We start from the raw sequence: 24,818 nt of genomic DNA, 5'->3' as shown, positions 1-24,818 counted from the left end.
GTGTTGCAGAAATACACAGTTCCTCAAAAACGACCAGTCGTTGGTAACATTTTGCGACGCGAGCGGTTAGGCTGTTTGACGATATATTAACGCTTCGACGGATGTAAAGAATACCATGAAGGCAAGCATTGTAGAAATGAAGTTTCATGCCGGCCCTATTCCACCATGGATCAGTTTGCCCGAAAAAAAGTTCTTCTGTCATGTTCCCGCTCTAAAAGAGTTAACAACAAGTAAAGAAATATCGTTAAAGCTCACGAAAACCAGAAGGCTATGGTCTCACAACGAGACGACACTGCTTACGAAAATCTATCCGACGGACACGGCGATCAAGGTCATTGCCGAGAGGCTCGGAAGAAGTCCGCAGGCTGTCGCGAACAAAGCGAAGCGACTGGGATTGCGCCGTCCGCTGACACTGAAGCGCCAACATGCTGCACAAGCTCGAAAAAATTCCACAATCGTGAACGAGCATCATAACGATACGTCGTCGGCAATGATGGGCGCGTTTCCAAAAACGGCGCCTGGAAGAGCCATCTGGAACACACAGTCCCTGCATCTTCTTGCTGATCTGTGGAAGAGGCTCTATTCGCCTGCCTTCATCGCTGAATACTTCGGACTGAAGTACAATACTGTCTGTATGGCCGCTAAACGAGCTGGGCTTCCGAGCCGGGCTGGTTTCACACTGTTACGCACTTCTCCGACCGAAAACCCGTTTGCTGTTGCCGAAAATGCAACACTCGCCAGTCAGATGATTGCCAGGACCTGTGGCATCACGAACACAGTGTTTTTCCAGCATCCGAAGGATCGCCGCCAGCAACATTACAGCTATCTGGGCAGTCGTCTTGTCGAGCGCCGCGCGTCGGGATGCTTCCACTGATGCGTAATGCGTCCGCTGCTATCAGCCGGCGACTTCTTGATCCGGAATTCCTCCAACGCGTCATCAAGCGTGGACTCATTGCCTTTTTGGGAAGTCTGATCCTCAACGTCATTCTGGGACTGGCGCTCACCGTGTCGGTGATGAAGACACCGCACGTTCGATACATTTATCATGACTCGCTTGGAAAACCGCGGGAGCTGATCGTCACGGATCAACCGTATTTTTCTGACTCCGAGGTGAACAACTGGGCCGCGAAGAAGGTTACCAATCTCTATACGATGGATTTCGTAACTTACGCCAAGCACTTGGACGCCTCTGCGAAAGATTTCGATCTTGCCGCATGGAACGCCTGGGGCCAGTCTTTCTCGGGGCCGGGTAATATTGATTTCATCAAGGCCAAACGTGTCTTTCTGACCGCCACACCGAAAAGTGCACCATCGATACGTTCCGAAGGAAAAACGAGAAGCGGTGACTACGAGTGGCATGTGTCATTTCCAATGCTGCTCAAGTGGGAGAACGCCTCAGGATCGACCACCAATTTGTTGGCGGTAGACGTGACGATCAGGCGCACCAATAGTCCCGAGCATCCTGACGGACTTGTCATCACAGAACTCAATGCGCCTCGCGCCGCCGATAACGGAGGCTGAATGCACATCGCAGTTAGAGCGGCCATCGGGCTTCTGCTGCTAGCAGTTCCCGAAGCGGTGGTTTGCGCCCAGACCACGCGTGACAGCAATGGGGAGCCACGGGTCGATCCGATTTACGAAGGCTTGCCGCCACCTCCCAGTGCGATGCAACACTTCTATGACCGGGTCGATCAGGGACAGAAAAACCTCGACGCAGCGGAAGATCCTCACCGTCTGGCCACTCCTGTGTCACGGTCTGTGCGCATCTCCCTTGCCCCGGGTGCTCAGACCAATATCATCAGGATTGCGCAGGATTATCCCGCAGCGATCACGTTTCTCGATGAGACGGGTCAGGCATGGCCGATTGCCTGGGATATCGCCACCAATAAAAGCGGCGGCTGCGACGCTCATGGTCAGGGTCAGAACTCGGCCGTGCGCAGTGTCGGAATCAATGCCTGCGTTCCGGAGGCCGGCTCGAACGTCCTGCAGCTGACGCCCGTCTCGCGCTATGCTCATGGTGGTGTCCTGGTCAATCTCAAGGGCGCGCCAAAGCCGATCTCTTTCATGATCATCAGTGGCACGGGCGCCTATGATGCGGATCTGACCGTGCGCGTTGCCGCACGCGGTCCAAACGCGAAGGACGCGCCCAATTCCGAGCCTGACGCGCCGGCTACGGGTGACCGAAATCTCGAAGCCATGCTCGATGGCGCGCCACCCGCCGATGCCGTTCCCCTGCGTGTTTCTGGGGTCAGCCCCGATCGGCTTAGAGCGTGGAAGTTGGGCGACAAGATGTACCTCCGCACGGATTACACGCCGATTTCTCCTGCTCCAAGCGCCCATGAGACTGAATACGGCATTGGCATTTTTGAAATCCCCGAGACATCGAACGTGCTCCTGTCTTCAGGTGCCCGGATCATCTCTGCGACATTATCGGAGGACGGCCCGTGAGCGAGGCGCATCCAGGACCGGCCGCATCTGCCAGCGGCCTAGCCACCAGTCTCAAGGCGTCTCGTCGCCCGGCCTTCGCGGCCGCAGGCCTTCTCGTGGTGGCTGCAGGTGGGTGGTACATGATGAGCCACGGCTCAGCGCCAAAACCGAAGTCAGCGGCCCTGCAAACCCCAAATCTTGCGCCGCCAGCCGGAGGAAACAATCACTCCGACAAGCTCGACAGCGCAACCGTTATGAAGGAAAAGGCTGACGCCGACGCCGCCAAGGCCAATGGACGATCTTTTGCAAGCGCGCTGACGACAGACAGGCCGCTTGGGGATGATAAAGCCCCCCTGCTGGGTCGGATGCCCGGCACTGGTTCTGCAACAAATGCTGGCGTGACACCCCCGGGGACGCCTCGGACACCGCCGCCTCCTGCTGTGAATCAGTTTACGCGCGTTCCGGAAGGAACAAAGGCAGCCTCCGAACCGCCCGCGAGCCGGGAGCGGCGCCCAGGAGAACTTTCCGAGGCACAGGAAGTGGAGCTACTGGCTGCATGGAGCGGCAGGCCGGCCTCGCTGGACATGGAACTTCCAGCGGAAACCACAGCGGCAGGTGGTGGTAGACAGGACAGGGCGTCTTTCACGCAGGAACCTCAGGCGGCTCCATCAGGCGCGAGTGCAGCACAGCAAAATGTGGCAACCGTGAAGCCGGCGACCCACAGGCTCCTTGCTGCAGGGAGAGGCGTCTATGGCCATTCCCTTCTTGGTATTAACAGCGACTATCCCGGCACCCCGGTTCTCGTCGAGATTGATTCAGGACCACTGGCCCACGACAGGCTGTCAGGCTCCTTCGAGCGCAAAGACGAACGGCTGGTCATCAAGTTCGATAAACTCATGATCGGTGACAGCGATCCGCTGCCGGTCTCGGCTTATGCGGTAGCACCCGACACCATGGAAACCGGCCTCGCCTCCGAAGTGCATGAACACCTCCCGACACGCGTCTTTCTTCCGGCCGCCGCGGCTTTTGTCGAGGGTCTCGGTAACGCGATGCAGAACTCAAACACAAACAGTGTGACCAGCGGGCTGGGCGTGAGTTCGTTCACGCATCTGACCTTGCCCCAACAGCTTGGTGTTGCTGCCGGACGGGCTGGACAGGAAATGGGCCAGATCCTGCAAAAGCAAACGCCTCAGAACCCGACGGTTCTTCTTCATAAGGATGATCCAATCGGAGTGATTTTCACGGATCCCGTCGACGTCCCCTAACTGCACTCACAACGGCTTCTGGCATCCTGCAATTACGACACAGGAGGGACCATCAGCATGCGAGGAAACGCAATGCGCCGTGAGGATACAGGGGAGGTTGTGGAGATGCTGCGACCCCAGAAGCGCTCCACAGAACGGCACGGCAAACAGGACGAGAACGGCCGGATGCCAACGGAGGCAGATCTGTCGGGCAACCGGGCGGATGCGCCAGAGGAAACGGCAGAGAACGGCCGCAAGCCTCTGAATGCACACAATGGCAACGAAGCCGGTGCTACCCGAGCGCCAAGAAGCAGACTTCTGGTCGGTACCGCTTTAGCGCTGCTTGGGACAGGTGGTCTGCTTGGCGGCGCTGTGGCAGTCGGTGCACATTTTGGCGTGCCGATCCCGTTTGTAAATGACAGACCCCGCGTACTGGTCACCGGCACACCAAATGCGCCCGCGGCCCCTGCGGCTCAGAAAGCGGCCTTTGCGCTGGCACCCCCAGCACTTGGCACACCCGACGTGTCAGAGAAGCGGGCCCAGGACCTCACTGTCGCTCAGAACGACGACCCTTTCGGTGGCGAGGGCATGACAGCCCCCGTCGTACCCCCGGCCGCCACGAAGCCGGCTGAGGCCAAATCGGCTCCAGCCATCCCTGCGCCGCCCGCTATCGCAGAGGGTGTGCCGAACGCCGCAACGGTCCCGACGAGCCAGGCGATCTCCGCGCCTCAGGCTCAGTCGGCTGTGTCTGCCGCTCCGGCTGCGGCCCCCGTGCCTTCCGTCGCATCCCCATCCCCGGACGCAGCTCTCGAACTGGAGATGGCCAAACAGCTGAAAGCGCTGGATGATCATGTGGCGGCCTTGCAGAAAAACGTCGACGCCATGCAGGACAACCTGACGGCGACGCTGAACCGCGGTCTTGGCGAGTTCAAGGGACGTCTTGACGAACTTCAGCATCACGAAGACCAGACAGATCGTGCCCTCCAAGCGAGTCAGTCCGCACCCGCCCACTTTGCTCGTGACCACAGCAACGCCGCACCTGTCGCCCCCCGGGCCGTAAGTGTCGCGCAGTCTCACCCGGCCGTGGAACCCGTCACGCCGAAGGCCGCCCCCGTCCATCTGCCCCAGTACACAGTACAGGCCGGAGCGCCAGGAATTGCCATTCTCCAGGACGAACAGGGCAATGCCAGCCGCGTCGAAGCCGGCTCCGTCATCCCCGGATGGGGGCCGGTCATCACGATTACCTCTTCAGGGTCTCGGTGGGTCGTGCGTACCCCAAAAGGTCTGATCCACTAAGATGGAAGGACTTTTCGACTTCGCTCAGGATCTTGGTGCCGCACTGTCCTGGCTGCTTCCGTTTCTCTGTTACGTCGGCGGAGGCTGCTTTCTCCTGAGCGGCGTTATGGGCATCTTTCAGCGCTCATCCATCAGTAACGGATTACTCTCCAAGGGCGTGGTTCCGGAGATGATGATCCTTGTCGGTGCGACTTTCCTGTCGTTTCCCGAGTTCCTCAATATGGGAAACCGAACCCTCGGTTTCGAGGGCAATGCGGGCATCGGCACACCGACCAAGATGAGCTTCTCGTCAGATACCCTGATGACAGCGGCCCGAGGCGGCCCGCTGGCTGCCCTGACGGCCATCCTCAATGTCTTTCATGTCTATTTCGCAGCCTATGGCGCGCTGATCGTCTATTTCGCGATCGTGCGTCAGATGGGCCGGGCGAAAGGCGCGAACAACAGTTCCACCGGCCTGAACATGGTCATGGGAATAGCGGGATTCCTCGTGATGAACGCAGACGTCCTTGGTCCTGCACTCCTCAAAGAACTGAAGCTTGTGCAGTGACCCCACACCTTCACCCTACAGTCGACGCCGAGAGCGTCTATTCCGGAGTCATTATGACACAGACCTCCCACACACACCTGAAGCGTTCCCTGATGGTCGCGGCCCCTTCGCTTGTCGCATTGTCATCTCTTGCTTTCGCTTCCGCAGCACATGCTCAGGCTATTGACGACATCACGCGTGATGCAACCCAGAAGGGGATGAACGCCTTTGGCATGGCGCTGAACGCTTTCTGCTTTATTGGCGGTGGTCTCCTGCTTGCCATGGCGATCTTCGGTTGGTGGCAGCATCAACGGAATCCGAACGCAGGATCAAAGCCGGGCATGATCATCGCCGGCTTCATTTGCGGCGGCATCTTTCTGGCGTTTCCGTTCCTCGCCAAGACTGCGTCTTTCACGATGTTTGGTACCGCGCCGAGTGTCACGGGCGAGCAGCAGCAGATGAAGTTCGACAAGTAAGATGCCGTCGTCACGTCCACTCGTCTCGACCGGCAAAAACAAGCTGACGGTCGAGGACCTGAAGGCACCATCTAGCGGGCACTGCACCTGCTGCGAGCACATGCTCGCAGCAGTCAGCGTGGCGGGCAGACCCCTCTGCCTGACCTGTGCGCCCGCATACGCGCTTGACGAGCCCGGTATAGACGATGTCGCGACGCTGATCTGGCTCCCGCATCTGGATCAAGGCGCTCTGGGCCGTTGTGTTACAGCACTTCATGTGGCCGCACGAGCAGCGGGACACACCGTTTATGATCAGGCACTTTCAGGCCAGGCGCTCAGCGCAAAGCGCGCCTTCGAGGCGCTTCTCTCCTGCCGCCTCGGGGCAATAGAGAAAATCGGTACGGACCGCCCGTCTCTGTACCGATCCGCTCTGAAGAGCCTCTCTCGCAATCCTCTTCCGGAAGCCCATGAAACAGGACTGCGGGTCCTCATGAGGGGCACGTGGTTTCCAGATAATCCGCGCCGCTATCTCGACGCGGCTCAAGAATGGGCAGTGGCACGCTGATGTTACGTAAAAAATCTGCGCCCTCAGATGAGCAGGAAAATCCGCGTCTTCCCCGATCCAAAGCTTCCCTCCTCGATGGTGTCCTGCGTTGGATTGCGGCCGCATCAACCTTCCTGCACCGGGACGTGACATCGTTCTGCGATCTGGCAACCTGCGATGAGCGCGGCCTGATCACGTTCCAGGGCGATTACGCCACCGTCATCCGCCTGCGGGGGATGCGGCGGATTGCCAACGGGGCTGAAATCGCTGCGGCGTCCTCGCGACTTCGTCTGGCTTTAGGAAGTCAGTTCAGCCGACCCGGGCATGCGTTGCAGTTCTGCTATGTCGCCGATCCTGAGGGTGTTGGTGAGAGCATCCGGCGAAACCTCGATGAACGACGGACCGTTGCAGGTGCGCTGAACGCCGATTTCGAAGACATCTTCACGGAACGACAGAAGGTACTTCCGCCTTTCATGCGTCAGGAACGCACGTACCTCGTGCTCTGGACAAGGCCTGCATGCCTGTCATCGCAGGAGGTGTCACAGGCAAAGCGCGAACGGGCCAACCGCCTCAAGGGTCTGCCGCCACTTGGTGACGCACAGAACCCACTTCTGGGAAGTCTCGAACTCGGGACCATCCATCAGACCTTCGTGCAGGGCACCTGCGATGCTCTGGGTGCAGAAGCTGTACAGGTGGACATTCTCAGCCCCGAGGAGGGTCTTCAGGCCATTCGTCACGAACTCTATCCCGATACGATAGGGTCTTCGTGGACCCCCTCAACGCCGCTTCGCAAACCAGGCGGCACCATTCCTGAGACCGACACTCCTCCTGATGCGTCGGCTGCCCTCTGGGGTCCGTTGCGTGAACAACTCTTCCGGGATGATGCCAGTACGCCTGACTTCTCCACGGCCCGCATGGGTGTTTTCGACTGGAGCCCGATCGAACTGACGCGGGTTCCCGAAATGCCGGTACCAGGCGTGAGCAACAAACCTGTTCCCACATTTACCGAGCTTGCAGCGCGTCTGTCGGGTCGTCGCATGCCCTGGCGTGCGACAGCTTTGATAGAAGGCGTGCGGCCGGGTTACATGGTGTGGAAGGATACGATCGCACAGTTCCTGAAGTTTGGCTCCAACACCCCCATTAATTCGGGGTTCGAAGAGCTGAAGGCCATGCGTAACAGCCAGAGTGACAGCATCGTCAAGCTGCGCATGGCCTTCGCCACCCGCTCGAACGCCGGTGACACCGAGGCACTCCGCACCCGCGCCTCAAGGCTGGAACAGGCCATCCAGTCCTGGGACAGTGCTCAGGCCAGCCGCGTGTGTGGAGATCCGCTTGCGGGTGTGCTGTCTTCCGTCCCCGGGATCGCCCTTGCCTCGACCGCACCCCCGACCCCTGGCCCGATGTCCCAGATTCTGACGATGATGCCATGGGCCAGGCCAGGGATGCCCTGGGCCGACGGCGCAATGCTGTTTCGTGCGAACGACGGCACCGTGGTTCCTTATGACCCCGCTGGTTCAGGGCGCGAGGCGGTACTTGACCTGTTCGTAGCGCCTTCCCGTCGCGGCAAATCCATGCTGGCCAATGCCCTCCTGCTGGCCACGGTCCTGAGCCCTGCTGCAATGACAGCTCAAGGCGCCAAACTGCCCCTGATCGGGAAAATGGATGTTGGGGATTCGTCTTCAGGGTTTATCGATATGGTCAAGGCCGGCTTGCGACAGGAAGACCGGCACCTTGCAATCCATATTCCGTTTCAGCTGATTGACGAACACGCTTACAATATTTTCGATACCGAAACATGCTGCCGGGCACCGCTGCCCTATCACCGCACGTTTCTGACCAATTTCATCGCGCAGATCTGTAAGCCGCTCGATGGTTCTGACTTCGAAGGCATGAACCAGCTGATCGACGCCCTCATTACGGCCGCGTATGAATACTTCTCTGACACGGGGCCCTCCGTGCGGCCAAAGATGTACCGTGAGGGCGTTGATCGCTCGGGCATCGACGCGGCTCTTGCGCATCATCGTCTTGTGGCGACGCGGAATACGTCCTGGTGGGAAGTTGCAGACCTGCTGGCAAGCGCCGGCGACATGCGTATGGCGCACCGCGCAACACAGTTTGCCGTTCCCGTTATCAGCGATCTCGTCGAGGTCGTGCGTGAAGAGCGCATCCGCATGGAGTTCAACAAGACGAACCCGACAGGCGGCGCAGAGTCCTCCATTGACGTCTTCCGACGGTACCTGAATCACTTCGTCGCAAAGTTTCCAAGTCTGACAAAGCCCACACGTCTGGATCTTGGAGAGGCGCGGATTGTGGTCATCGACATTGACCGGGTCGCGCCGGAAGGTCAGGGAGAGGCGCAACGTCAGACGGACCTGATGTATCTTCTGGGGTTTCAGATCGCTTCGCGCAACTTCTTCCTGCATCCAGAGGATGCCCAATACGTCCCTCTCCATGTGCGTCCGTATCATCGCAAGCGTTTCGAGGAGTTTCGGGAAAGCTTCAAGCGGATTGAGTGCGACGAGTTCCAGAGAACCGCAGGTGCCCCGTTCGTGCAAAAGCAGTTCGAAGAGGCGGCACGGCGCGGCGCGAAGCTCAACGTAAAAATCGGCCTTGCCAGCCAGAAGCTCGCCGACTTCGGGGACTATCTCATCTCTCACTCTACCGGTCGCTTCATCCTGGGGGCAGGCGACGAAGAGGAAGCTAATGAGATCTGCAAACGGTTTCGCCTGAGTTCAGCTGCGCAGGCCATCGTACGCAATGGACTGAACGGCCCTCGGGCCGATGGAAGCGGTGCCCCACTCATCTGGCAGACGCGCGTAAATCACGAGCTCTACGAGCTTTTCGTTCTCAATCTCATGGGGCCGATTGAACTCTGGGCTCTCTCCACCAGTCCAAAGGACACGGCGCTGCGCCGCCGCCTTTATGACGCGTTAGGAACGACGGAAGCACGTCGACGCCTCGCAAAGGTTTTCCCACGGGGATCGGCCGAGCAGGAAATCGAGCGTCGCGAAGACGTCCGGATGAAAGCCGGTCAGGATTCAAGCACCGCCCTCGGCGGCGTGATCGAGGATATTGCCAGAGAACTCCGGGATGGCGTCGGACTGGGTACGGTCATCCGGATGCCCTCTGAAGAGGAACTGTCCGCACTCACAAAGGAGTCCGCCACACTAACAGCATGAAGAACGCTCTTTTCATGCTTCCCCTCGTCGGCCTTGCAGCGCTCAGCGGGTGTGCGGGTGAGAATACCGAGACCCCGGTGACAGTCGATGTTCCGGGGATGCCGTCACCCGAGCTGGCCCTGCAAAAAAGCCTTGATCGCATCAACGGCTTTTTGGGGAGCCTGAATCAGAGGATCGATACGCCGGTTCGACAAACAACCGCGCTTGCTGTCACGCCCTCCCACCCGATCAATCTTGCGCCACAAGCCCAGGCATCTTCACCGCCGGTAATATCCCCACCGGCTGCACCGCATGAAGCCAGCCCGCTTGCTGGTAAGGCGGGCCTGACGTGGTTCGCTTACGGCGATGGCTATGCGCGGGTGCGCTGCGCGCCAGGCACCCTCTGCATTCTTCGTCTTCAGCCGGGTGAGACGGTCGCGAGTGAGGCTCTTGCTGTAGAGCCAAAAGCCGGATGGCGGACAGATCTTGTGCGTGGAACACACGGCATTCACGCTGCATGGGCCGTCGCACTCACGCCTGACCCGGCCGCCAGGCAGTCCATCCTGCGCTTCTCGACCAGTCGACGCTCTTACATCGTCATTCTTGATCCCGTCGGCCCTTCAATGCGCAGCATTGCCTACAGCTATGCTTCGGGCGATCCGCAGACGCAGCCCGAGCCGCCGCCGTCGCCAGAGGCGCTGGCCATGCGGAATACGCCAGATTTTGACTTCCACATGACAGGTAGCAGCCCGGGATGGAAGCCTCTGCGGATCTACCGCGAGGGCGATCATACCTACATTCAGTTTCCGCCCGGTGGGATCAACAGCGCCCCTCGTCTGGTTGTGCTGTCACCCTCCACCACCGCAACCCAGCCGTACCGAACGGTCGGTGACTCTTACGTCGTCGATCTACCCGTCACTGACGCCCTGTTGATCGGTAACGACCCCGGCTCTCCTACAATTCGCATCTCTCATGGAGGAAAGGCATGACGCGCCGTCCTTATGCTCTCACAGTGGCGTCGCTGCTCGCTTTCCTGAGCGCTTGCACCGAAGTTCCGCCGTCACAAACGTCCCACATCAGCGGAGCGGGCTTTCGAGACACGTCCGCCCTCACCGTCTTCATTGCGGACATCCTTGCACATAGTCTGGATGCAGGGCGAACAGTCCTGCGCCTCGCACCCTATATCGGCCCGGATGACGCTCACGCCCAGACCCTGCTGACGGACACCCTGCGCGAGCGGGGCTTCGCTCTCTCACCACAGGGCATGCCATATCCGGGGGCGCAGACCGTGCGCTATGCCGTCTCTCCCCTAGGGGCGGATCTTCTGGTGGAACTGGATGTCGAAGATGCTGTTGCCACCTGTCTTTACGGACATGACAACGCCGGAGCTTTGAGGCGCAAGGGCAGCTGCAGCCTTCGGAGCGGTGCGTCCCTGACGCTCCAGATCCCTGAACAGGACGTTCTGGTTTCGGGGCTGCCTGCCCCTGAAAAACCTCAGCAGACGCCACCACCCGGTCCAGTCCAGCTGGCCCCACAAAACCCCGTCATTCAACCCCATCCGGATGCGGTCGAAGCCAAGCCACTCCCTGTCCAGGCACCCGTGGATCCGGAGCATCCGGCGCTGGTGAAGCTTCAGCCCCCTGCGGAAGTCTGGACGCTTGTGGAAGGGCAACCCATCCGGGACCAGATGATGGCCTGGGCTGACCGCGCTGGCTGGAAGATCAGCTGGCCAGTCTCCCTGAACTGGATGGTGCCGGCCATGACGACCTTCAACGGTGATTTCAAAACCGTCATGTCGTCCGTCATCCAGACAGTATCGGACGAAGGGAAGTCCATTCGGGCGGAGTTCCACACCCCTAACAGATACCTCGTTGTAACTTCGCCAGGAGGCGGCCGATGAAACTACGAACCACATTCCTGGCAACACTGGCAGCCGGTACACTTCTCTCCGGATGCCAGGACTTCCAGGACGCCCAGCATCGCGAAGCCGATGTCATGAACACGGCCGAGCGTCAGCACGTCCCGAACATCCCGGTCATTTCAGAGAGCGACAAGCCCTGGCTTCTTGGTGACGCGATAAAGGATGTCGATCCCATTCCAGACCTCCTGAAACATCCCGCCGCCATAACGATCGCGCGCCCCACGTCGCTTCGGGACGCGGCCATTCTGGCCAGCCGCCTGACAAGCGTTCCTGTCAGAATCATGCCGGATGCGGAGGATGCCGACGATGGTAGCGAGATCGGTACGGCGACGCCACAATCCGTCAGTTTCAATGGAACCAATCTTCCCCCTCCCCCGGTGATGTCTGCCATGTCAGCCGCTCTGGGAAACAAGGGAAAGAGTGCCAGGCAGAGCTGGAACGGTAGCGGCGACTGGCTGAAGTATGACGGCACACGGGAAGGCGTATTCCAGGCTCTCGCCACGCGCTTTGGGGTGTGGCAGCGCTTCGTCGACGGTCATGTCGAGTTTTACCGCACGCTTACCAAGACCTTCACCGTGCCTGCCTTTGCGGGCGACACACAGGCAAACACGTCCATCATAGCTTACACGGGTGGTGGCTCGGGATCGTCAGGGTCATCGTCGGGAAGCTCGGGTGGCGGCGGGGCATCTACCGGCTCTTGAAGCTCGTCGGGTCAGTCTTCAGGACAGTCTTCTGGTATCGCCTCGGTATCGAGTACCAGTAAGACCAACCGCTGGAAGACCATCGAACACACCGCGCAGATCGTGTCAGGAGGGGCAAGCGTGGTCGCGGATGAAGGCCTGGGCACGCTGTCCGCCACTGGCACGCCCGACCAGATCGCGCGTGTCGACGACTGGATGAAGAACCTGAACGATGGCCTGATGAAGCAGGTCGCCGTCGAGGTCCATGTCTACACTGTCAAAGTGTCGCATGAGAGCAACTACGGCTGGAGTCCGCAGCTTGCCCTCAAGAATTACGGCAAGGCGTTCGGAATGGCGGCGATGCCTGCCGCAATTCCGGCCCTGCAGAGTGCGGACACACCATTCAGCTTTGGTGCGTCCATTCTCGATACGGCGACCGGAGCAACAGGACAGTTCTCCGGGACCAAGTTTGTCGTCCAGGCGCTTCAGCAGCTCGGTAACGTCACCGAACAGTATGATCGGGGCGTGGTGACGACCAACGGCGTTACAGCTCCGTTCCAGAACGGTATCAACACGACATATCTTGCGAATACGACGACGACACTCGCGACCAATGCCGGATCTGCCAACTCGCTGTCTCCTGGGGTCATCATGTCCGGCTTCATGGGGTCGGTGACGCCAAAGATCGTCGATAACCGCATTCTTCTGAGGGTGAATTTCCTCCTCCAGACGCTTCTGTCGATTCAGACCATTACGTCCAATGGTTCCAGCCTTCAGGCGCCCAAGAGCTCGAACACGTCGCTTGATGACACAGTGGCTCTACAGAACGGCTCAACCCTCGTCCTGAGCGGCTATGTCGACGATGCAACATCCCGCACGCGCAACGGTGTCGGTTCAGCCCTGAACTGGGTCACAGGTGGCGGGGGCGACGCCCAGGTTTCCAAAACTCATGTTGTCGTCACGGTCGAGGCTCGCACCCTATGAAACACCTCATCGCAGCAGCGGTCGCTTTTACTCTGCCCGGCCTGGCGCAGGCCGCGACACTGGATTGCGCAAAGCACCTCAATGAGCCTGCCACTGGTGAGGTTCTGAGCATGGCGCAGATTGATCAGAACAACGCCTGTCTGACGTATCTTCAACAGGCAAAGGCAGCGTCCGACCTGACAACGGCTATCACTGCGAACGAGCGCAAGCAGAATGAGAAACAGGTTCAGGGACAAGCCCCCTGGGCGGCGCTTGATACGCAGCTGGCACCGCCCCTCTCGCCACCTCCGCGTGAAGCATCGAACGACGACCATCCTCTCCCAAAGAGCCTGCCCAAGCCTCCCACCTATGACGCCCTGCTGGTTGATCCTTACAATCACACGGCGTCTGCCATTCTCAGGTTTGCAGACGGAAGCACCTCCGAGGTGTCAAAGGGGGTTACACTTCCGGACGGAAGCGTCGTGCTCGCAGTGACACCTTCGGGCGTCCAGATCTCTTCCAACGGGTCCAGAAGCCGCCTGAACGCAACCGGAAGTCAGCCGAGCGGCACGCAGATCATTGCCATTCCAGGCGGGTCGAACACGCTCCCTCCACCGACCTACTCACGCTGAGTATCCGATGGCATTCTTCATCCGCAACGAGAGACGGGTCTGGGTCGGCGATCTGAGATGGCGCAGCTTCGAGCGCTCCCCGTCCCTGCTGACTGTCCACAAGGTGGCTGCCGAGTTCAGCAGCAATTACTATGTGCAAAGCCGGACTTACCCTCAGCATGTTGGATTCCTGTCCGCTGAGACCGTCGACACCAAAGAGCCATTTCATAGCCTCGCGCTGGCCATCAGCGAGAAATTCGGGGGGAGATACTACGGCGAATACGAGGTCGGGATTGACCAGTTCTGGATCATTGCCACCGACGAAGAAGGGCTACCTCTGCCGGGGTCAGACGGCGTCTATCGTGAAGAGGCGATCGAAGCTGTTCGCTCGACCTTCTCCGGCTATCCGTTCGACCAGAGAGATCTTCTCTCGTCCCGCGAATTTGAAGCGCTTTTAGAAGATCTGCCAGACGCTCCTCTCAAGGTCCGGTCAACCTCGCTCGCCCCCATTTATACGTCTGCGGCCGTTGTCATCGGCCTTCTCTTTCTTACCGGCGTAGCATCGTATTTCTACCATCTGCACGTTCTGGACCAACGTCGGGAACTCGCCCGCAAGGCTTTAATAGAGAGCGCGAAACGGCTTCCCAAAGTCGTCGCGAAGCGTGAGCCCCCTCCATCCGAATGGATCGACGGATGCGTGTCGATGATCCCCGCCTCTCCGTATGCGTCCGGCTGGACCCTGGACCATGCGTCCTGCAAAGGCGACGTGATCGATCTGCACTGGTACCGAACTGGCGGCAGTATGGCTGATGCCCCAGAGGGTGAGCTTATGGACAACGGAAACGCCATCGTGACGCACCGTCCCCTGTCCTACAGCTTCAGGAAACGGCCGGACACGGTAGCGGGTTATAATGAACGCACGCTTATCGGCATCCTGCAGCGCAGCGGGGTCATTCCGGCGCTTAACTCGTCAAAGCTCAATCTTCTGGTGAACGGGAGACAGGTGCCAACAGAGACCACCCGAATGTCCTTCAGCCTTCAGACTGATCCGCGGGACATTCCTTGGGACGCCTTTGAGAACCTTAGGGTCACATCACTTTCACGGACTGTCTTGCCCGCCCAGTCGGCGTCGCAGACGGGTTCCTGGCAGATGCAGGTTTCTTTTACGCACACGCTTGCGCCTGTCACTGCCACGCCAAAGCCATCCCTTCGGACCTCGAACTAGGTCACAGGAGCGGGGCCGACTATCGCCCGGCCCGCACCTAGCGCAGCGCCAGACCTGAAAGACCATTGAAATGCTCGCTTTTCTGAAAAAGACAAAGCCAAAGAAAGTCGGGACATCGTCGAATGTTCTGACAATTCCAACAGGGTTGCGAAGCCAGATCCATCTCGATCCGGTGAACCAGACTGTTTATGTCAACCAGAGATTGCAGCGTTCAGCCGACGCTCTCGACTGGATTGCCAATACGCGCAGGCATCCCCAGCTGGATTGCCTGAAGGTTATCTGGGAGCCGATCAGTGACGTGACGGCCCGCATTCAGAACGCCCATGAAACAGGAAGCCTTTCGGACACAGAAGAAGGTGAAGACGCCGAAGTTCGGGATGAGGCGCTGGCTCTTCTTCGCGAAGGAGCCGAAAGCGATGCGTCTGATATCCACCTGCACCGCAAAGAGCGCCACACCGAGGTCCTGTTTCGAATCAACGGTTCACTCGTAGTTGCCCATGAGCTGACGAACGAGCATGCGGATCGTCTTTTGCGGGCGATGTACACGATGGCGACCTCACGTGACAGCGCATACAGCGACCTTTCGTTTCAGGACGCAGGCATTGCTGGCGATATTCTCAAGGGAACGGGGCTCGCCAACGTCCGTATTGTCAAAGGCCCCTGCCTTCCGGTCTCGGAAGGTGGAAAATTCATGATCATCCGCCTTCAGTCCGTGAAATCGGGAGGCAATCGCCGAAGTCAGCCGCAGCAGAAGACTGCGTTCCGAACTCCGCGCAAACCTGAAGGTAAGCTCAAACTGCTCGAATATGGATTCACGCAAAGCCAGGTTGACCGCATCCTGAATATCGCCGTCTCGCCTTCAGGCATCCTCATTTGCACCGGCCCGACCGGATCCGGGAAAACGACCCTGCTTTACGAGATCGCGCGCCACAAAGCCAGGACCCAGCCGGAGCGCCGCATGGTCGAGATCGCCCAGCCTGCCGAGTACCCGATGCCGTGGGGAATCCAACTCGACATTTCGAATGCCCTGACCGCTGAAGAAGCTGGTCGCGAGTTCCGTGGGCGCCTACGGACCGCGCTACGTATGGATCCGGATGACCTGTCCATCGCAGAGATGCGCGATAGCGAAGTTGCCCTGACCACCTTTGATGCTGCTCAGACAGGTCATTTCGTGATGAGTACACTCCATGTGGATGATCTGTTCGATTACCCTCTGCGGTTTCAGAACATGGATTTCGAACGCCTGAGTTTCCGCACGACCTGCAATGCCTCCATCGTCCGGGGCGTCGTCGCGCAACGTCTGCTTCCAGTCCTTTGCAAACACTGTTCACTTCCGTGGACCGTCGCTGACGAAAGACTGCCACGCAGGACCTGCGAAGCTGTCCCGACATGGGGCGACGATCTCAGCGCAGTCCGCAGAAAAGGGCCAGGATGCCCTCATTGCTTCGGTACCGGCATCTCCGGTCGAACCACGGTTGCCGAGGTTGTCGAAACGGACGAACAGTTGATGTCTGACTTCGTCAATCATGGCGTAGCCATCGCCCGGCATCGGTTCAGAGCCCGGCCCGACGCCGATCCGTCGATGGTCGAGACAGCAATGGGCCGTGTCTTCCAGGGGCTTGTCGATCCATTTGCCGTGACGGCGACCATTGATCGGATCCGAACACGTGACGCCGTCATGAGCGAACGACTGTCAGGGGCAAAACTGTCATGAGCCTTCGAATTGTCTACACCTCTGCGGCGGCTGAAAAACCGCGGCTTACGCAGGACCTTGCACAGTGGATGGATATCCATGTCGCTTTTACATGGCGGACACGGGCTCGGCTGTATCGGATGATCGCCATCAGGCTCAGGCAGAAGTCAGAGCTGGAACGCATCATGCTCCTGTATATCCGTCAGCAGGAGCGCAGAAAAAAGACCTCTGTGCCGAGGATTCTGAACAAGGTGCTGCATCGGATGGCCGCCCAAGGCATGAGCTTTGCCGAGGCGCTGAGGCCTTTCATCCCGCATGACGAATACATGATGATCCTCTCCGGCGAGAAAGGAGACGACATCGCCTCCGCGATGGATCTGTTGTGCGATATCAAAACCCGCGTAGGTCGCATCATGCGGGCGGCGAGGAGTGCGATTGGCCAGCCCCTGATGTATGTCGGGATCATCTTCGCGTTCCTTTATACGATCGCGAAAATGGTCATTCCCTCGCTACTCATGAACGGCGGCATGAAGATGAAAGCGAGTACGTCACAGGATATGCTTGTTTTCGCCAGTAGTCTCGCGACCGGCCTGAATGGTGTCCTGATCCTCAGTGGCCTGGTTGGGGCATTGATACTGCTCTGGCTCAGTCTCACAAAGCTGACAGGGCCTCTTCGGGTTTTTCTCGAGCGCGCAGCACCCTGGTCCATCTATCGCAATATTCAGGGTTACATCTGGATCTCGAGTTTTATTGCGCTGGTTCGGGCCGGGATGACAGATACCGAAGCCCTCACCCATCAGATGCAGGTTGCCACACCCTGGCTTCGTGAACGCCTCGAAGCCATTCTTGACCGTCTGGGTCCACGGGGCATGTCCCTGCCCGAGGCTATGGAAGATTCCGGGTTCGCCTTCCCGTCCCCCGAAGTCATTGACGACATCGAAGCAAGCTGGGGCGGCGCAGGAGCTTATGACCGTCTTCTGCAGTCAAGTCGCGCCTGGGCTGATGAGATCGAGTTCACGACCCTGGAGCAGGCGGCAGCAGCGAAAGGCTTTGCGAACGCAATGATGATGCTGATTGCCGGCGCGTTGATTGTCGCCTCGAACAACATCGGTTCCGGCATGAGCGATATCGGGCCGATGTAACTGTTAGCCCGGGTGTGTCCGCACTCACAAAGACCCGTTCGATAATGCTCCCAGGACCATATCAGGGAGTATTATCATGGATCAGATTGTCTCACTCCTCATCAAGGCCGGGGCGGTGCTTCTTGCGCTGATCGCCGTCCTTGTTGGGGGCTACGCCGTGTTTGCAAAGAACAACGGCAGCACCGCGGCATCACAACAGAGCCAGCTTGCCACCAACATCACCAGTTACATCAATGGCGGCATGACCACGCGCAACTACACAGGGCTCGACAATTCCGTAGCCATCAAGGCGGGGCTTGTTCCCAAGTCGATGCAAAATGGTGATGGATCGACCATTCTTGGCCCGTGGGGCAACTCCCAGGTGACTATTGCCCCATGGAATCAAGGTCATTCCGAAGCGTGGACGAATGTCGATGGTGATGCGTGTGCCACCTTTGCGCGAAGCCAGAACGCTGATCGCGTAGCCATTAACGGCTCCGAAGTCGCAATGTCCGATCCTCAGGCCGCAGTGAATATCGCGAATAACTGCAATGCAACGTCTGGGGTTTCGCAGGTCAGTGTCACCTTCGAATACTCGAACTGAGCCCGTATGGCCTACGTCTTTCTGGCATTGGCTCTGGTGATCATGGCCGCAAGTTCAATGGATGGCCTTCGGGTCATCCAACGACAGAATCTGCCGTCCCCCCTGGTGTCAACGACCGAGACTGCGCAGGCCTGGCTTGCCTACAAAGCGGCCCTGCTTCTCTACCTCGAAAACCATCCGGCAACCCGATCCTCTGTACCTCTCAGCGCGTTGACCCTTGACAGCAACGCTGCCCTGGTCACAACCGCGCAAAACAGCATCACGGGTACGGGTCAGTCGGTCTCGGTCATTGCCTGGATGCCTATGGAAGCCGCCGATATTTCACGGGCAATCCTGCTGGCGAATGGCGATCTTTCCCTTGGAACAGCGCGAAGCGGGCACTGGTTCACCCCTGCGTCGGGTGACATGGGAGCCCTTCCGGTCGCAGTGCCAGATGGCGACGCCGTTTCCTACATCAGCCTGAGCGGCACGGGATATCAATGAACACAATCGTCGCACTGATGATCGCTACGGTGATCGGTATCATGATCCTGCCGCGCTATTACGCCATGGTCGAAAATGGCACGCGTCAGGGTAGTCTTGCCGTGACAGCCGGACAGTTTCAGGATCTCATCCGGGCAGCCGGACAATATGAAAACGCGCACACCAGCGAGCTGACGGCTGCTGTTCCGGTTGGCGGAACCACGCAGATTGCATTGTCAACGCTCATCAGCGAACACGACCTTCCGCCTGCGTTCACGGCGACAAACCCGGACGGACAGATCTGGAGTGTCTACATCCAGCAGCCGACCTCTGGTGTGCTGAGTGCCGTCATCGAAAGCAGTGGCGGTACGTCCTATATTCCAAAGGACGAAGTCTCTGTCGCGTCTATGACGGGGCATCAGGGTGGCTTTGTTCCCTATGATGGCATGCTTGGTGGACTGACGGCCGACACGGCTTACGGCGCAAGCGGAACCTGGCGTTTCAATATGGCGGGCCTCCCCAACCCTGGCCCTGGGCATCTTGTCGGTCTGGTCTCTGCCGGTGCGGGGTCATCGGACGCTGGCGTGACGACGAACGACTACCTGTATCGCACCGCCGTGGCTGGGCACCCAGAGCTCAACACGATGCGAACCCCGCTGGATATGGGCGGCAACAGCATCAATAACGCCAATGATGTCAACGCAACGCGCGGCGTGTTCGCAGGAGGCAATCCGAACGGCGGCTATGGCGGGGTGAAGGTGGCGAGTGCCTACCTGTACGGCGACGACAATAATGCTGCCGTCAGAACACCAGGCGCTGTCTTTCTGCAGCATTATGATGGGTCATCGGCCGATCTATGGGCCGGCCAAGGGCATTTTGGTTCTAACATCGGGACGCGCGGATATGACCCTTATGTGGGTCTGCCGACCGGCTGGGGTGGGGGCGTCCATAGCTGGGATGGCTATTTCGAAGGCGGCCTCGGCGTTGGGACAGGCGGAAATGTCAGAACCTATGTGAACAATCAGGGATATGTCAGCATCGGCGACCGCCTCGAAGTTCAGAACTCGGTGCGTGTGATGCAGAACGGCTGTGCCTTCAACGTCGGCAATGCGTGTTTCTATGGCGACAATGACAATCTGGCCATCCGGGCACCTGGAGCAGCCTATGTGCAGCATGCCGACGGCAGCGCGGCCGATCTTGGAGCAGGGAATGTTTCAGCCACCACTGTTCGGCTGGGAACCGATAATGGCAATGCGTGGCCAGGAAACGGGTGCAGTCCGAACGGCGCGTTAGCGACTAAAAATGATAACTCTGGACTGCTTCTGGTGTGTCAAAGCGGTGTCTGGCGTGCACCACAGGCCCAGATCTCAGGTTATGTGCCGACCACAACAAATGGTTTTGCCGGTTACAACCGGACGAACAGCATCACGGGCGGTTACAGCTGCCCTGCCGGCACAGAAGACCTCGGGATCGAGACCATCTGGTACGGCAATTATGGATACTCAACCCTTCATCTGTGCAGCGCCCAATGAGCGACGCCCTCACGCTGCCCAAGACCGTGATCACGCCCGACGTTTCGGGCGTGAAGAGCGGAACGTATGACTTTACGCCGGAACTCTTCATGTCCTTGCGCACAACCCTGCGTCGATACAAGCATCGACGTTCCTCCAAGATGCCTAATTACGGTGTAAGAACGATTGGCGGGCATCGGGTCAAGCATGTGATTCCTCTTGGAACACACTGTCTGCCAGCAACCATTCTCCGGAACGCCGACCTGCGCACGGGCGCACTGCCCTTCGACTGGGTCCATGCAACCCCCGGAATGATCCGGCACTGTCTTGAAACCGATTTTGCGGACTTTCTCCCCAAACCGGGCGAAAACGGTCACGCTGCCTTCCGTGATCGCTTCGGGGTGAAGGACATGTTCCCGCATAAGGATCCGCAGACCCCTGAAGATCGCAGATACTATACGCGGTGCATTGACCGGCACCGGCGTTTGATGAGGTCAAGAAACGGAAAGCTGTTTGTGATGATCTCCCGGCCTTCCAATCCCATTGGCTGGCATTTCAGGGAGCTGGTTGACCTGATCAGCCGCCTCACGCCCAACGCCGAGCTTCTGGCAATTCAGCTTCTCCCGCAGCGCGATAATGGTGAAAGCGTGGGACTTGAACTGTCTCAGGAACAGAATGGATCACGCCTGTATGACTTCAGGCCCGTGTCCGACGAGAGCGCTCTTGGCTATTTCCCTGACGTTCTCGACGAACTCATGATCCTGCGGCTGATTTACCAGTATCACCTGCATCCGGTCGTTCTCCCATGACAGCGCTTCCGCCCTGTGCCGCACTGGCCGCACACGCCTATAGCGTGCCCATCGCCTCCATTGAGCGTGTCGTAGACCATGCGTCGGGACCCGGCCTTGGTGTCATGAAAATTGACCCTCGCTGGTTGCCAATCCTCCAGCGCGCCGGATTTGATCCTGAAGAGGTCCGATCCGACGCCTGCATGAATATTGCGGCCGGAGCATGGATCCTTGCATGGGCGGGCACAGCCCGTTCGTTGCCTGAAGTCCGGGAACGGGACCAGCCGGCGTCACCTCCTGCCACGGGTTTTACGGGATCTCTCGGGGCCTGCATCACCCATGCAGCCAGACAGTATCATCTGCCCGAACTCCTCTACCGGGCTATTTTACTCACTGAGGGTGGTCGGGTCGGACATATCAGCCGGAACCTGAACGGAAGTTATGACATGGGGCCTGCCCAGGTGAACTCGATGCACCTGCCAGAACTCGCCCGCATGGGGATCACACGAGACCAGATCATTAATGATGGCTGCCTGAACATCCACATCGGTGCCTGGGTTCTGGCCGGCGCACTTGGGGGGCACACCCCTGACAACGCCGCAGAATTCTGGAGGCGGGTCGGCAATTACAACTCCAGTACGCCCAAGTACAACGTGGCTTATCAACGTAAGGTCTGGAAAAACGTGCAGCTTGCTGCGCACTCACAAACGTCTCCTCCATCATAGACGACATGTGGCACGTCCCTCTTCGCCGACCCTTCGGCCTTCCCTTTCTGCTGCTGTCAGGCCTCTGTGCCTGCAGCGAACAGACCCCGCCGCCTGTGCATCCCTACGATCAGGACATGAATCATATTCTGTCCGCACTCGACCAGATTGGTGCCGTCCGTTTTCCTCTGGTACGGGCGGGCTCTGTTCTTCCGGCCGAGATGAACCGACCTGTCAGCTGGAATTGGCAAGGACCTCTCGATGAGGGTGTCCGGCTGATCGCCACACGGATCGGCTATCAGACCGACATCCCGCCGCGCGCCGCGCCGCCGATCATAGAAGTTTATCAGAAGACGACCACGTTCGGGCGCCTGCTGGACGAAATGGCGGCCGCGTCAGCGGGTCATGCCGACATCTGGGTTGATATCCCCCACCACGTCATAAGGATTACCTGGAATGCGTAAGCCTCGGCATTCTACCTTTCGGACGGCCCTTCTTGCGGCATCGCTCTGTGGGTTCACCGCCTATGCACGCGCAGAACCCCCTCAGGATCTTCCTGTCCCGGAGATACCCGACGGCAATCCGGAAGCAGGCAATGCAATCGACACGCCTGTCACCGGGGCAGCGGAAGCCCCGGATATTCCTGACGTGGACAGGCCGTCGTCGCTCGAAGCGATGATGGCCGTGCGCCCCGGCTATTCCCCGAAACAGGAAAGCGGGAACGGGCGCGACAGTGCTGTCCGCAGTGCGGCTTGGGCCTATGGCGCCCAAGGCGGGCGGGCCGCAGAATCCTACGCAATCAATGAGCTCCTGCGCCGATATTCCCATATTCTGGACCAGAAAGTGGATTTCCGCACTCTGGTGCTCCCAGCCGGGAACGGTCAGACCCTTATCCGACCACCCGTGGTCACAGAAGCGCAAATGGCAGTCGCTCTCGATCCAAGTGGCCAGACTGCCCGGGAGACAGGTACGATCTACCAGATTACACGACGCGCTCAGCTTGTAACGGCCGTGCCGCAATGGCGCACATGGCTTGTACGCACTGTTTCACCCCCTTCCCCACCAGCCGACGCGGTCCGCCCACGCACGCCACATGAAGTTGAGGTCTGGAGAACCGGGGTGGCTTATGGCTGGGCAGCCGGACAACGGCAGGCGGTCGAGATCTTTCTCGATGACCTGTCGCGCATGGAACGCGATGTCATGGGCATGGGCCGTTACAGGGTTCTGTTAAGAGCCGGAAAAGTGGCAGCCCCGGAGGTCTCTCAGCTGCACCGCGACGTTCAGGGTGGCGCCGATCTGATGCGTCTCGATGACCGGGAACTTCGCATCCGCAGTCAACCCGGTCTCGATGCGAACCGCGCCCATTGGCACGTTTCAGAGGGAGGCCAGTAATGCCAGTTAACCCGGCTCCCAACACGCGATCCCACGATCCCGAGCGCATTGCCAGTCTGCTGATCGGCGTCTGCGTTGGAATTGCTCTGTTTTCGTTCCTGCTCTGGTTGAAGTTCCACACCCAGATCGTCGAAGTCGTCCTGTTCGTGCAAGGCTACGAGCTGCGGCTGATTGGACTCTTCACGCACCGTTATGACGCGGTCCTCCTCAATCTTGGGGAGGCCATCCCTGAGCGTGTCTCTGCATCGACACTCTGGGCGCTTTGCACGCTGACGGGGTCGGTTCTCCGGTGGCCGGCTCTTGTCTTGCTCGTCATTCTTGCGGGTCTGTGCCTGACCCGCGCGCCTTTGGAGCGTCATCGCAAGCGGTTCGGCCTTGAAGGACTGCAGAAAGCACTCGCGGAGATCCATCCATTGGGCGCAGCGTGGCTTGGCAAGGGGTTAAAGCTGGTGCGGCCCTCGCCTCCCGAAATGCCCCTAGCGCCTCTCGATCCGGCGCTCAACCTTGATGAGTGGAGGGCGCGATACGTTTGTGGAAACTCTCCTGAAGAGTTGCAGGACGCTACTTTCAAGGCCCTTGAGGCGCAGCTTGGCAACGTGTGGAATGGCCCCACGACTGCCACGGCAGCAGAAAAATGTCTCTTTGTGGCCTTCTCTCTTTTTATACAAAGGAAGAAAGATCGAGCTCAGGGTGTTCTGGAAGATCTATCGCTAGAGCTTAAAGGCTCCCTGAAAAATGGCGCTCCCAACTCTTCGGGACAAGTCTCGGCCCGGTTTCTGCGAAAGCTGGATCGACTGTTACGCGCCAACGATTTCAATGCGACTTTGCAGCTGGCGAGTCAGCATGCCTTCGTTCGACCCGCACTCCTGTCTCTTCTCCAGGAGGCCCGCCTCAAGGCGGGCGTCGTCAATCCTGGGCTTTTTGCAGCCATCCAGTTCCTGGACCGAGACCTCTGGCTCGTTCTTTCGGCGGCGTCTTACCCGCGTGACGGACTTCCACCGTATGTCATGGCGATTGCCGCTTGTCCGGAAGCGGCAGCAGCGCTGGCACACTGGAAAGCCGAATGCGTTGCCGGACACCCGCTGACAACACCTCAAATCTCCAGCCTTCTCAAGACTTTCGGCAGATCATGACTGATTCCGTAATTTTTGCCCTCATGCCCGATTTTATCCGCGCGCGCATCGCGGCCTACACGCTGCGGGACTGGGTGGCAGAGCACTATGCCGTGCCAGCTCTTCAGCTCGACCGGGCGATGACCCTGACGCTTGTTCAGCTCGACCATGTAGCGTCTCGCAAAACTTATTACGGGTATGACGTAAGCCGCGCGCCGTCTTCTCTTTTAGAGCCGATCTCGGGGTACATGGAGGCACTGCATCAGAAGCACGGTCCACGAGAGCAAAGCGACGGCTTTTCAAAGGCTCTCGTGAGGACCCATCAACAGGTCATCCATCAATTCGAGACACTGAACCGTCTGGGAAACAAAGCACGGTGAG

The 24,818-nt window shown here is 59.0% G+C and carries 26 protein-coding genes; all 26 read left to right on the top strand.

Going from position 1 to position 24,818, the window contains the following annotated elements:
• Positions 1 to 115 precede the first annotated feature (115 nt).
• The 26 genes from J4P41_RS12725 to J4P41_RS12600 all read left to right on the top strand — a co-directional run bounded on the left by J4P41_RS12725 (position 116) and on the right by J4P41_RS12600 (position 24,817).
• On the top strand, positions 116 to 874 hold the full coding sequence (locus J4P41_RS12725) for a hypothetical protein (protein ID WP_426067417.1): 759 nt from the start codon (positions 116 to 118) through the stop codon (positions 872 to 874).
• Positions 874 to 1,521: a DotI/IcmL family type IV secretion protein gene (locus J4P41_RS12720; RefSeq protein WP_426067416.1), complete on the top strand. Its 648-nt coding sequence runs from the start codon at positions 874 to 876 to the stop codon at positions 1,519 to 1,521. Before J4P41_RS12725 ends, J4P41_RS12720 begins: the two co-directional genes overlap by 1 nt.
• Entirely contained in the window at positions 1,522 to 2,448 is a 927-nt protein-coding gene (locus J4P41_RS12715) for a DotH/IcmK family type IV secretion protein (protein WP_426067415.1), read from the top strand.
• On the top strand, positions 2,445 to 3,692 hold the full coding sequence (locus J4P41_RS12710; RefSeq protein ID WP_426067414.1) for a DotG/IcmE/VirB10 family protein: 1,248 nt from the start codon (positions 2,445 to 2,447) through the stop codon (positions 3,690 to 3,692). Before J4P41_RS12715 ends, J4P41_RS12710 begins: the two co-directional genes overlap by 4 nt.
• A 57-nt stretch (positions 3,693 to 3,749) precedes the next feature.
• Positions 3,750 to 4,967, top strand: coding sequence for a hypothetical protein (locus J4P41_RS12705; protein WP_426067413.1), 1,218 nt, complete (start codon positions 3,750 to 3,752; stop codon positions 4,965 to 4,967).
• A gap of 1 nt (position 4,968) precedes the next feature.
• Positions 4,969 to 5,514, top strand: a complete 546-nt coding sequence (locus J4P41_RS12700) for a hypothetical protein (RefSeq protein WP_426067412.1) — start codon at positions 4,969 to 4,971, stop codon at positions 5,512 to 5,514.
• A 53-nt stretch (positions 5,515 to 5,567) separates the two neighbouring features.
• On the top strand, positions 5,568 to 5,969 hold the full coding sequence (locus J4P41_RS12695; protein ID WP_426067411.1) for a hypothetical protein: 402 nt from the start codon (positions 5,568 to 5,570) through the stop codon (positions 5,967 to 5,969).
• Between the two features lies 1 nt (position 5,970).
• On the top strand, positions 5,971 to 6,513 hold the full coding sequence (locus tag J4P41_RS12690; protein ID WP_426067410.1) for a hypothetical protein: 543 nt from the start codon (positions 5,971 to 5,973) through the stop codon (positions 6,511 to 6,513).
• The gene (locus J4P41_RS12685; protein ID WP_426067409.1) at positions 6,513 to 9,671 is read left to right on the top strand and encodes a type IV secretion protein DotO; all 3,159 of its coding nucleotides are present in this window, start codon (positions 6,513 to 6,515) and stop codon (positions 9,669 to 9,671) included. Before J4P41_RS12690 ends, J4P41_RS12685 begins: the two co-directional genes overlap by 1 nt.
• Positions 9,668 to 10,639: a TrbG/VirB9 family P-type conjugative transfer protein gene (locus J4P41_RS12680; protein ID WP_426067408.1), complete on the top strand. Its 972-nt coding sequence runs from the start codon at positions 9,668 to 9,670 to the stop codon at positions 10,637 to 10,639. Before J4P41_RS12685 ends, J4P41_RS12680 begins: the two co-directional genes overlap by 4 nt.
• The gene (locus J4P41_RS12675; RefSeq protein WP_426067407.1) at positions 10,636 to 11,550 is read left to right on the top strand and encodes a toxin co-regulated pilus biosynthesis Q family protein; all 915 of its coding nucleotides are present in this window, start codon (positions 10,636 to 10,638) and stop codon (positions 11,548 to 11,550) included. Before J4P41_RS12680 ends, J4P41_RS12675 begins: the two co-directional genes overlap by 4 nt.
• Positions 11,547 to 12,272, top strand: coding sequence for a hypothetical protein (locus tag J4P41_RS12670; protein WP_426067406.1), 726 nt, complete (start codon positions 11,547 to 11,549; stop codon positions 12,270 to 12,272). The genes J4P41_RS12675 and J4P41_RS12670 overlap by 4 nt, the downstream gene beginning before the upstream one ends.
• Positions 12,273 to 12,392: 120 nt before the next feature.
• Positions 12,393 to 13,235, top strand: coding sequence for a hypothetical protein (locus tag J4P41_RS12665; protein ID WP_426067405.1), 843 nt, complete (start codon positions 12,393 to 12,395; stop codon positions 13,233 to 13,235).
• Complete coding sequence (gene pilP, locus J4P41_RS12660) at positions 13,232 to 13,846, top strand: type IV pilus biogenesis protein PilP (protein WP_426067404.1); 615 nt, start codon at positions 13,232 to 13,234, stop codon at positions 13,844 to 13,846. Before J4P41_RS12665 ends, pilP begins: the two co-directional genes overlap by 4 nt.
• A gap of 7 nt (positions 13,847 to 13,853) precedes the next feature.
• Complete coding sequence (gene pilO2 / locus J4P41_RS12655; RefSeq protein WP_426067403.1) at positions 13,854 to 15,050, top strand: type 4b pilus protein PilO2; 1,197 nt, start codon at positions 13,854 to 13,856, stop codon at positions 15,048 to 15,050.
• Between the two features lie 70 nt (positions 15,051 to 15,120).
• Positions 15,121 to 16,764, top strand: a complete 1,644-nt coding sequence (locus J4P41_RS12650) for a GspE/PulE family protein (RefSeq protein ID WP_426067402.1) — start codon at positions 15,121 to 15,123, stop codon at positions 16,762 to 16,764.
• Complete coding sequence (locus tag J4P41_RS12645) at positions 16,761 to 17,885, top strand: type II secretion system F family protein (protein WP_426067401.1); 1,125 nt, start codon at positions 16,761 to 16,763, stop codon at positions 17,883 to 17,885. Before J4P41_RS12650 ends, J4P41_RS12645 begins: the two co-directional genes overlap by 4 nt.
• A gap of 76 nt (positions 17,886 to 17,961) precedes the next feature.
• Complete coding sequence (locus tag J4P41_RS12640) at positions 17,962 to 18,468, top strand: type 4 pilus major pilin (RefSeq protein ID WP_062106776.1); 507 nt, start codon at positions 17,962 to 17,964, stop codon at positions 18,466 to 18,468.
• 6 nt (positions 18,469 to 18,474) lie between these two features.
• Complete coding sequence (gene pilM / locus J4P41_RS12635; protein WP_426067400.1) at positions 18,475 to 18,951, top strand: type IV pilus biogenesis protein PilM; 477 nt, start codon at positions 18,475 to 18,477, stop codon at positions 18,949 to 18,951.
• A complete protein-coding gene (gene pilV / locus J4P41_RS12630) occupies positions 18,948 to 20,462 on the top strand; it encodes a shufflon system plasmid conjugative transfer pilus tip adhesin PilV (RefSeq protein WP_426067399.1) in 1,515 nt (504 codons plus the stop codon). The genes pilM and pilV overlap by 4 nt, the downstream gene beginning before the upstream one ends.
• Positions 20,459 to 21,250 carry a DUF1796 family putative cysteine peptidase gene (locus J4P41_RS12625; RefSeq protein ID WP_426067398.1) on the top strand — a complete coding sequence of 264 codons (792 nt, stop codon included), beginning with the start codon at positions 20,459 to 20,461 and terminating at the stop codon, positions 21,248 to 21,250. The genes pilV and J4P41_RS12625 overlap by 4 nt, the downstream gene beginning before the upstream one ends.
• On the top strand, positions 21,247 to 21,954 hold the full coding sequence (locus tag J4P41_RS12620; protein ID WP_156474404.1) for a transglycosylase SLT domain-containing protein: 708 nt from the start codon (positions 21,247 to 21,249) through the stop codon (positions 21,952 to 21,954). The genes J4P41_RS12625 and J4P41_RS12620 overlap by 4 nt, the downstream gene beginning before the upstream one ends.
• Positions 21,955 to 21,959: 5 nt before the next feature.
• On the top strand, positions 21,960 to 22,397 hold the full coding sequence (locus J4P41_RS12615) for a DotD/TraH family lipoprotein (RefSeq protein WP_426067397.1): 438 nt from the start codon (positions 21,960 to 21,962) through the stop codon (positions 22,395 to 22,397).
• Positions 22,390 to 23,325: a type IV secretion system DotC family protein gene (locus tag J4P41_RS12610; RefSeq protein WP_426067396.1), complete on the top strand. Its 936-nt coding sequence runs from the start codon at positions 22,390 to 22,392 to the stop codon at positions 23,323 to 23,325. Before J4P41_RS12615 ends, J4P41_RS12610 begins: the two co-directional genes overlap by 8 nt.
• Positions 23,325 to 24,458, top strand: coding sequence for a hypothetical protein (locus J4P41_RS12605; protein WP_426067395.1), 1,134 nt, complete (start codon positions 23,325 to 23,327; stop codon positions 24,456 to 24,458). Before J4P41_RS12610 ends, J4P41_RS12605 begins: the two co-directional genes overlap by 1 nt.
• On the top strand, positions 24,455 to 24,817 hold the full coding sequence (locus tag J4P41_RS12600) for a hypothetical protein (RefSeq protein WP_231877953.1): 363 nt from the start codon (positions 24,455 to 24,457) through the stop codon (positions 24,815 to 24,817). Before J4P41_RS12605 ends, J4P41_RS12600 begins: the two co-directional genes overlap by 4 nt.
• Position 24,818: the final 1 nt, after the last annotated feature.

The organism is Gluconobacter sp. NFX36 (assembly GCF_049887835.1).
Taxonomy (GTDB): Bacteria; Pseudomonadota; Alphaproteobacteria; order Acetobacterales; family Acetobacteraceae; genus Gluconobacter; species Gluconobacter japonicus_A.
The sequence above is the reverse complement of the archived record's forward strand: the minus strand, read 5'-3'. Positions and strand labels throughout refer to the sequence as shown.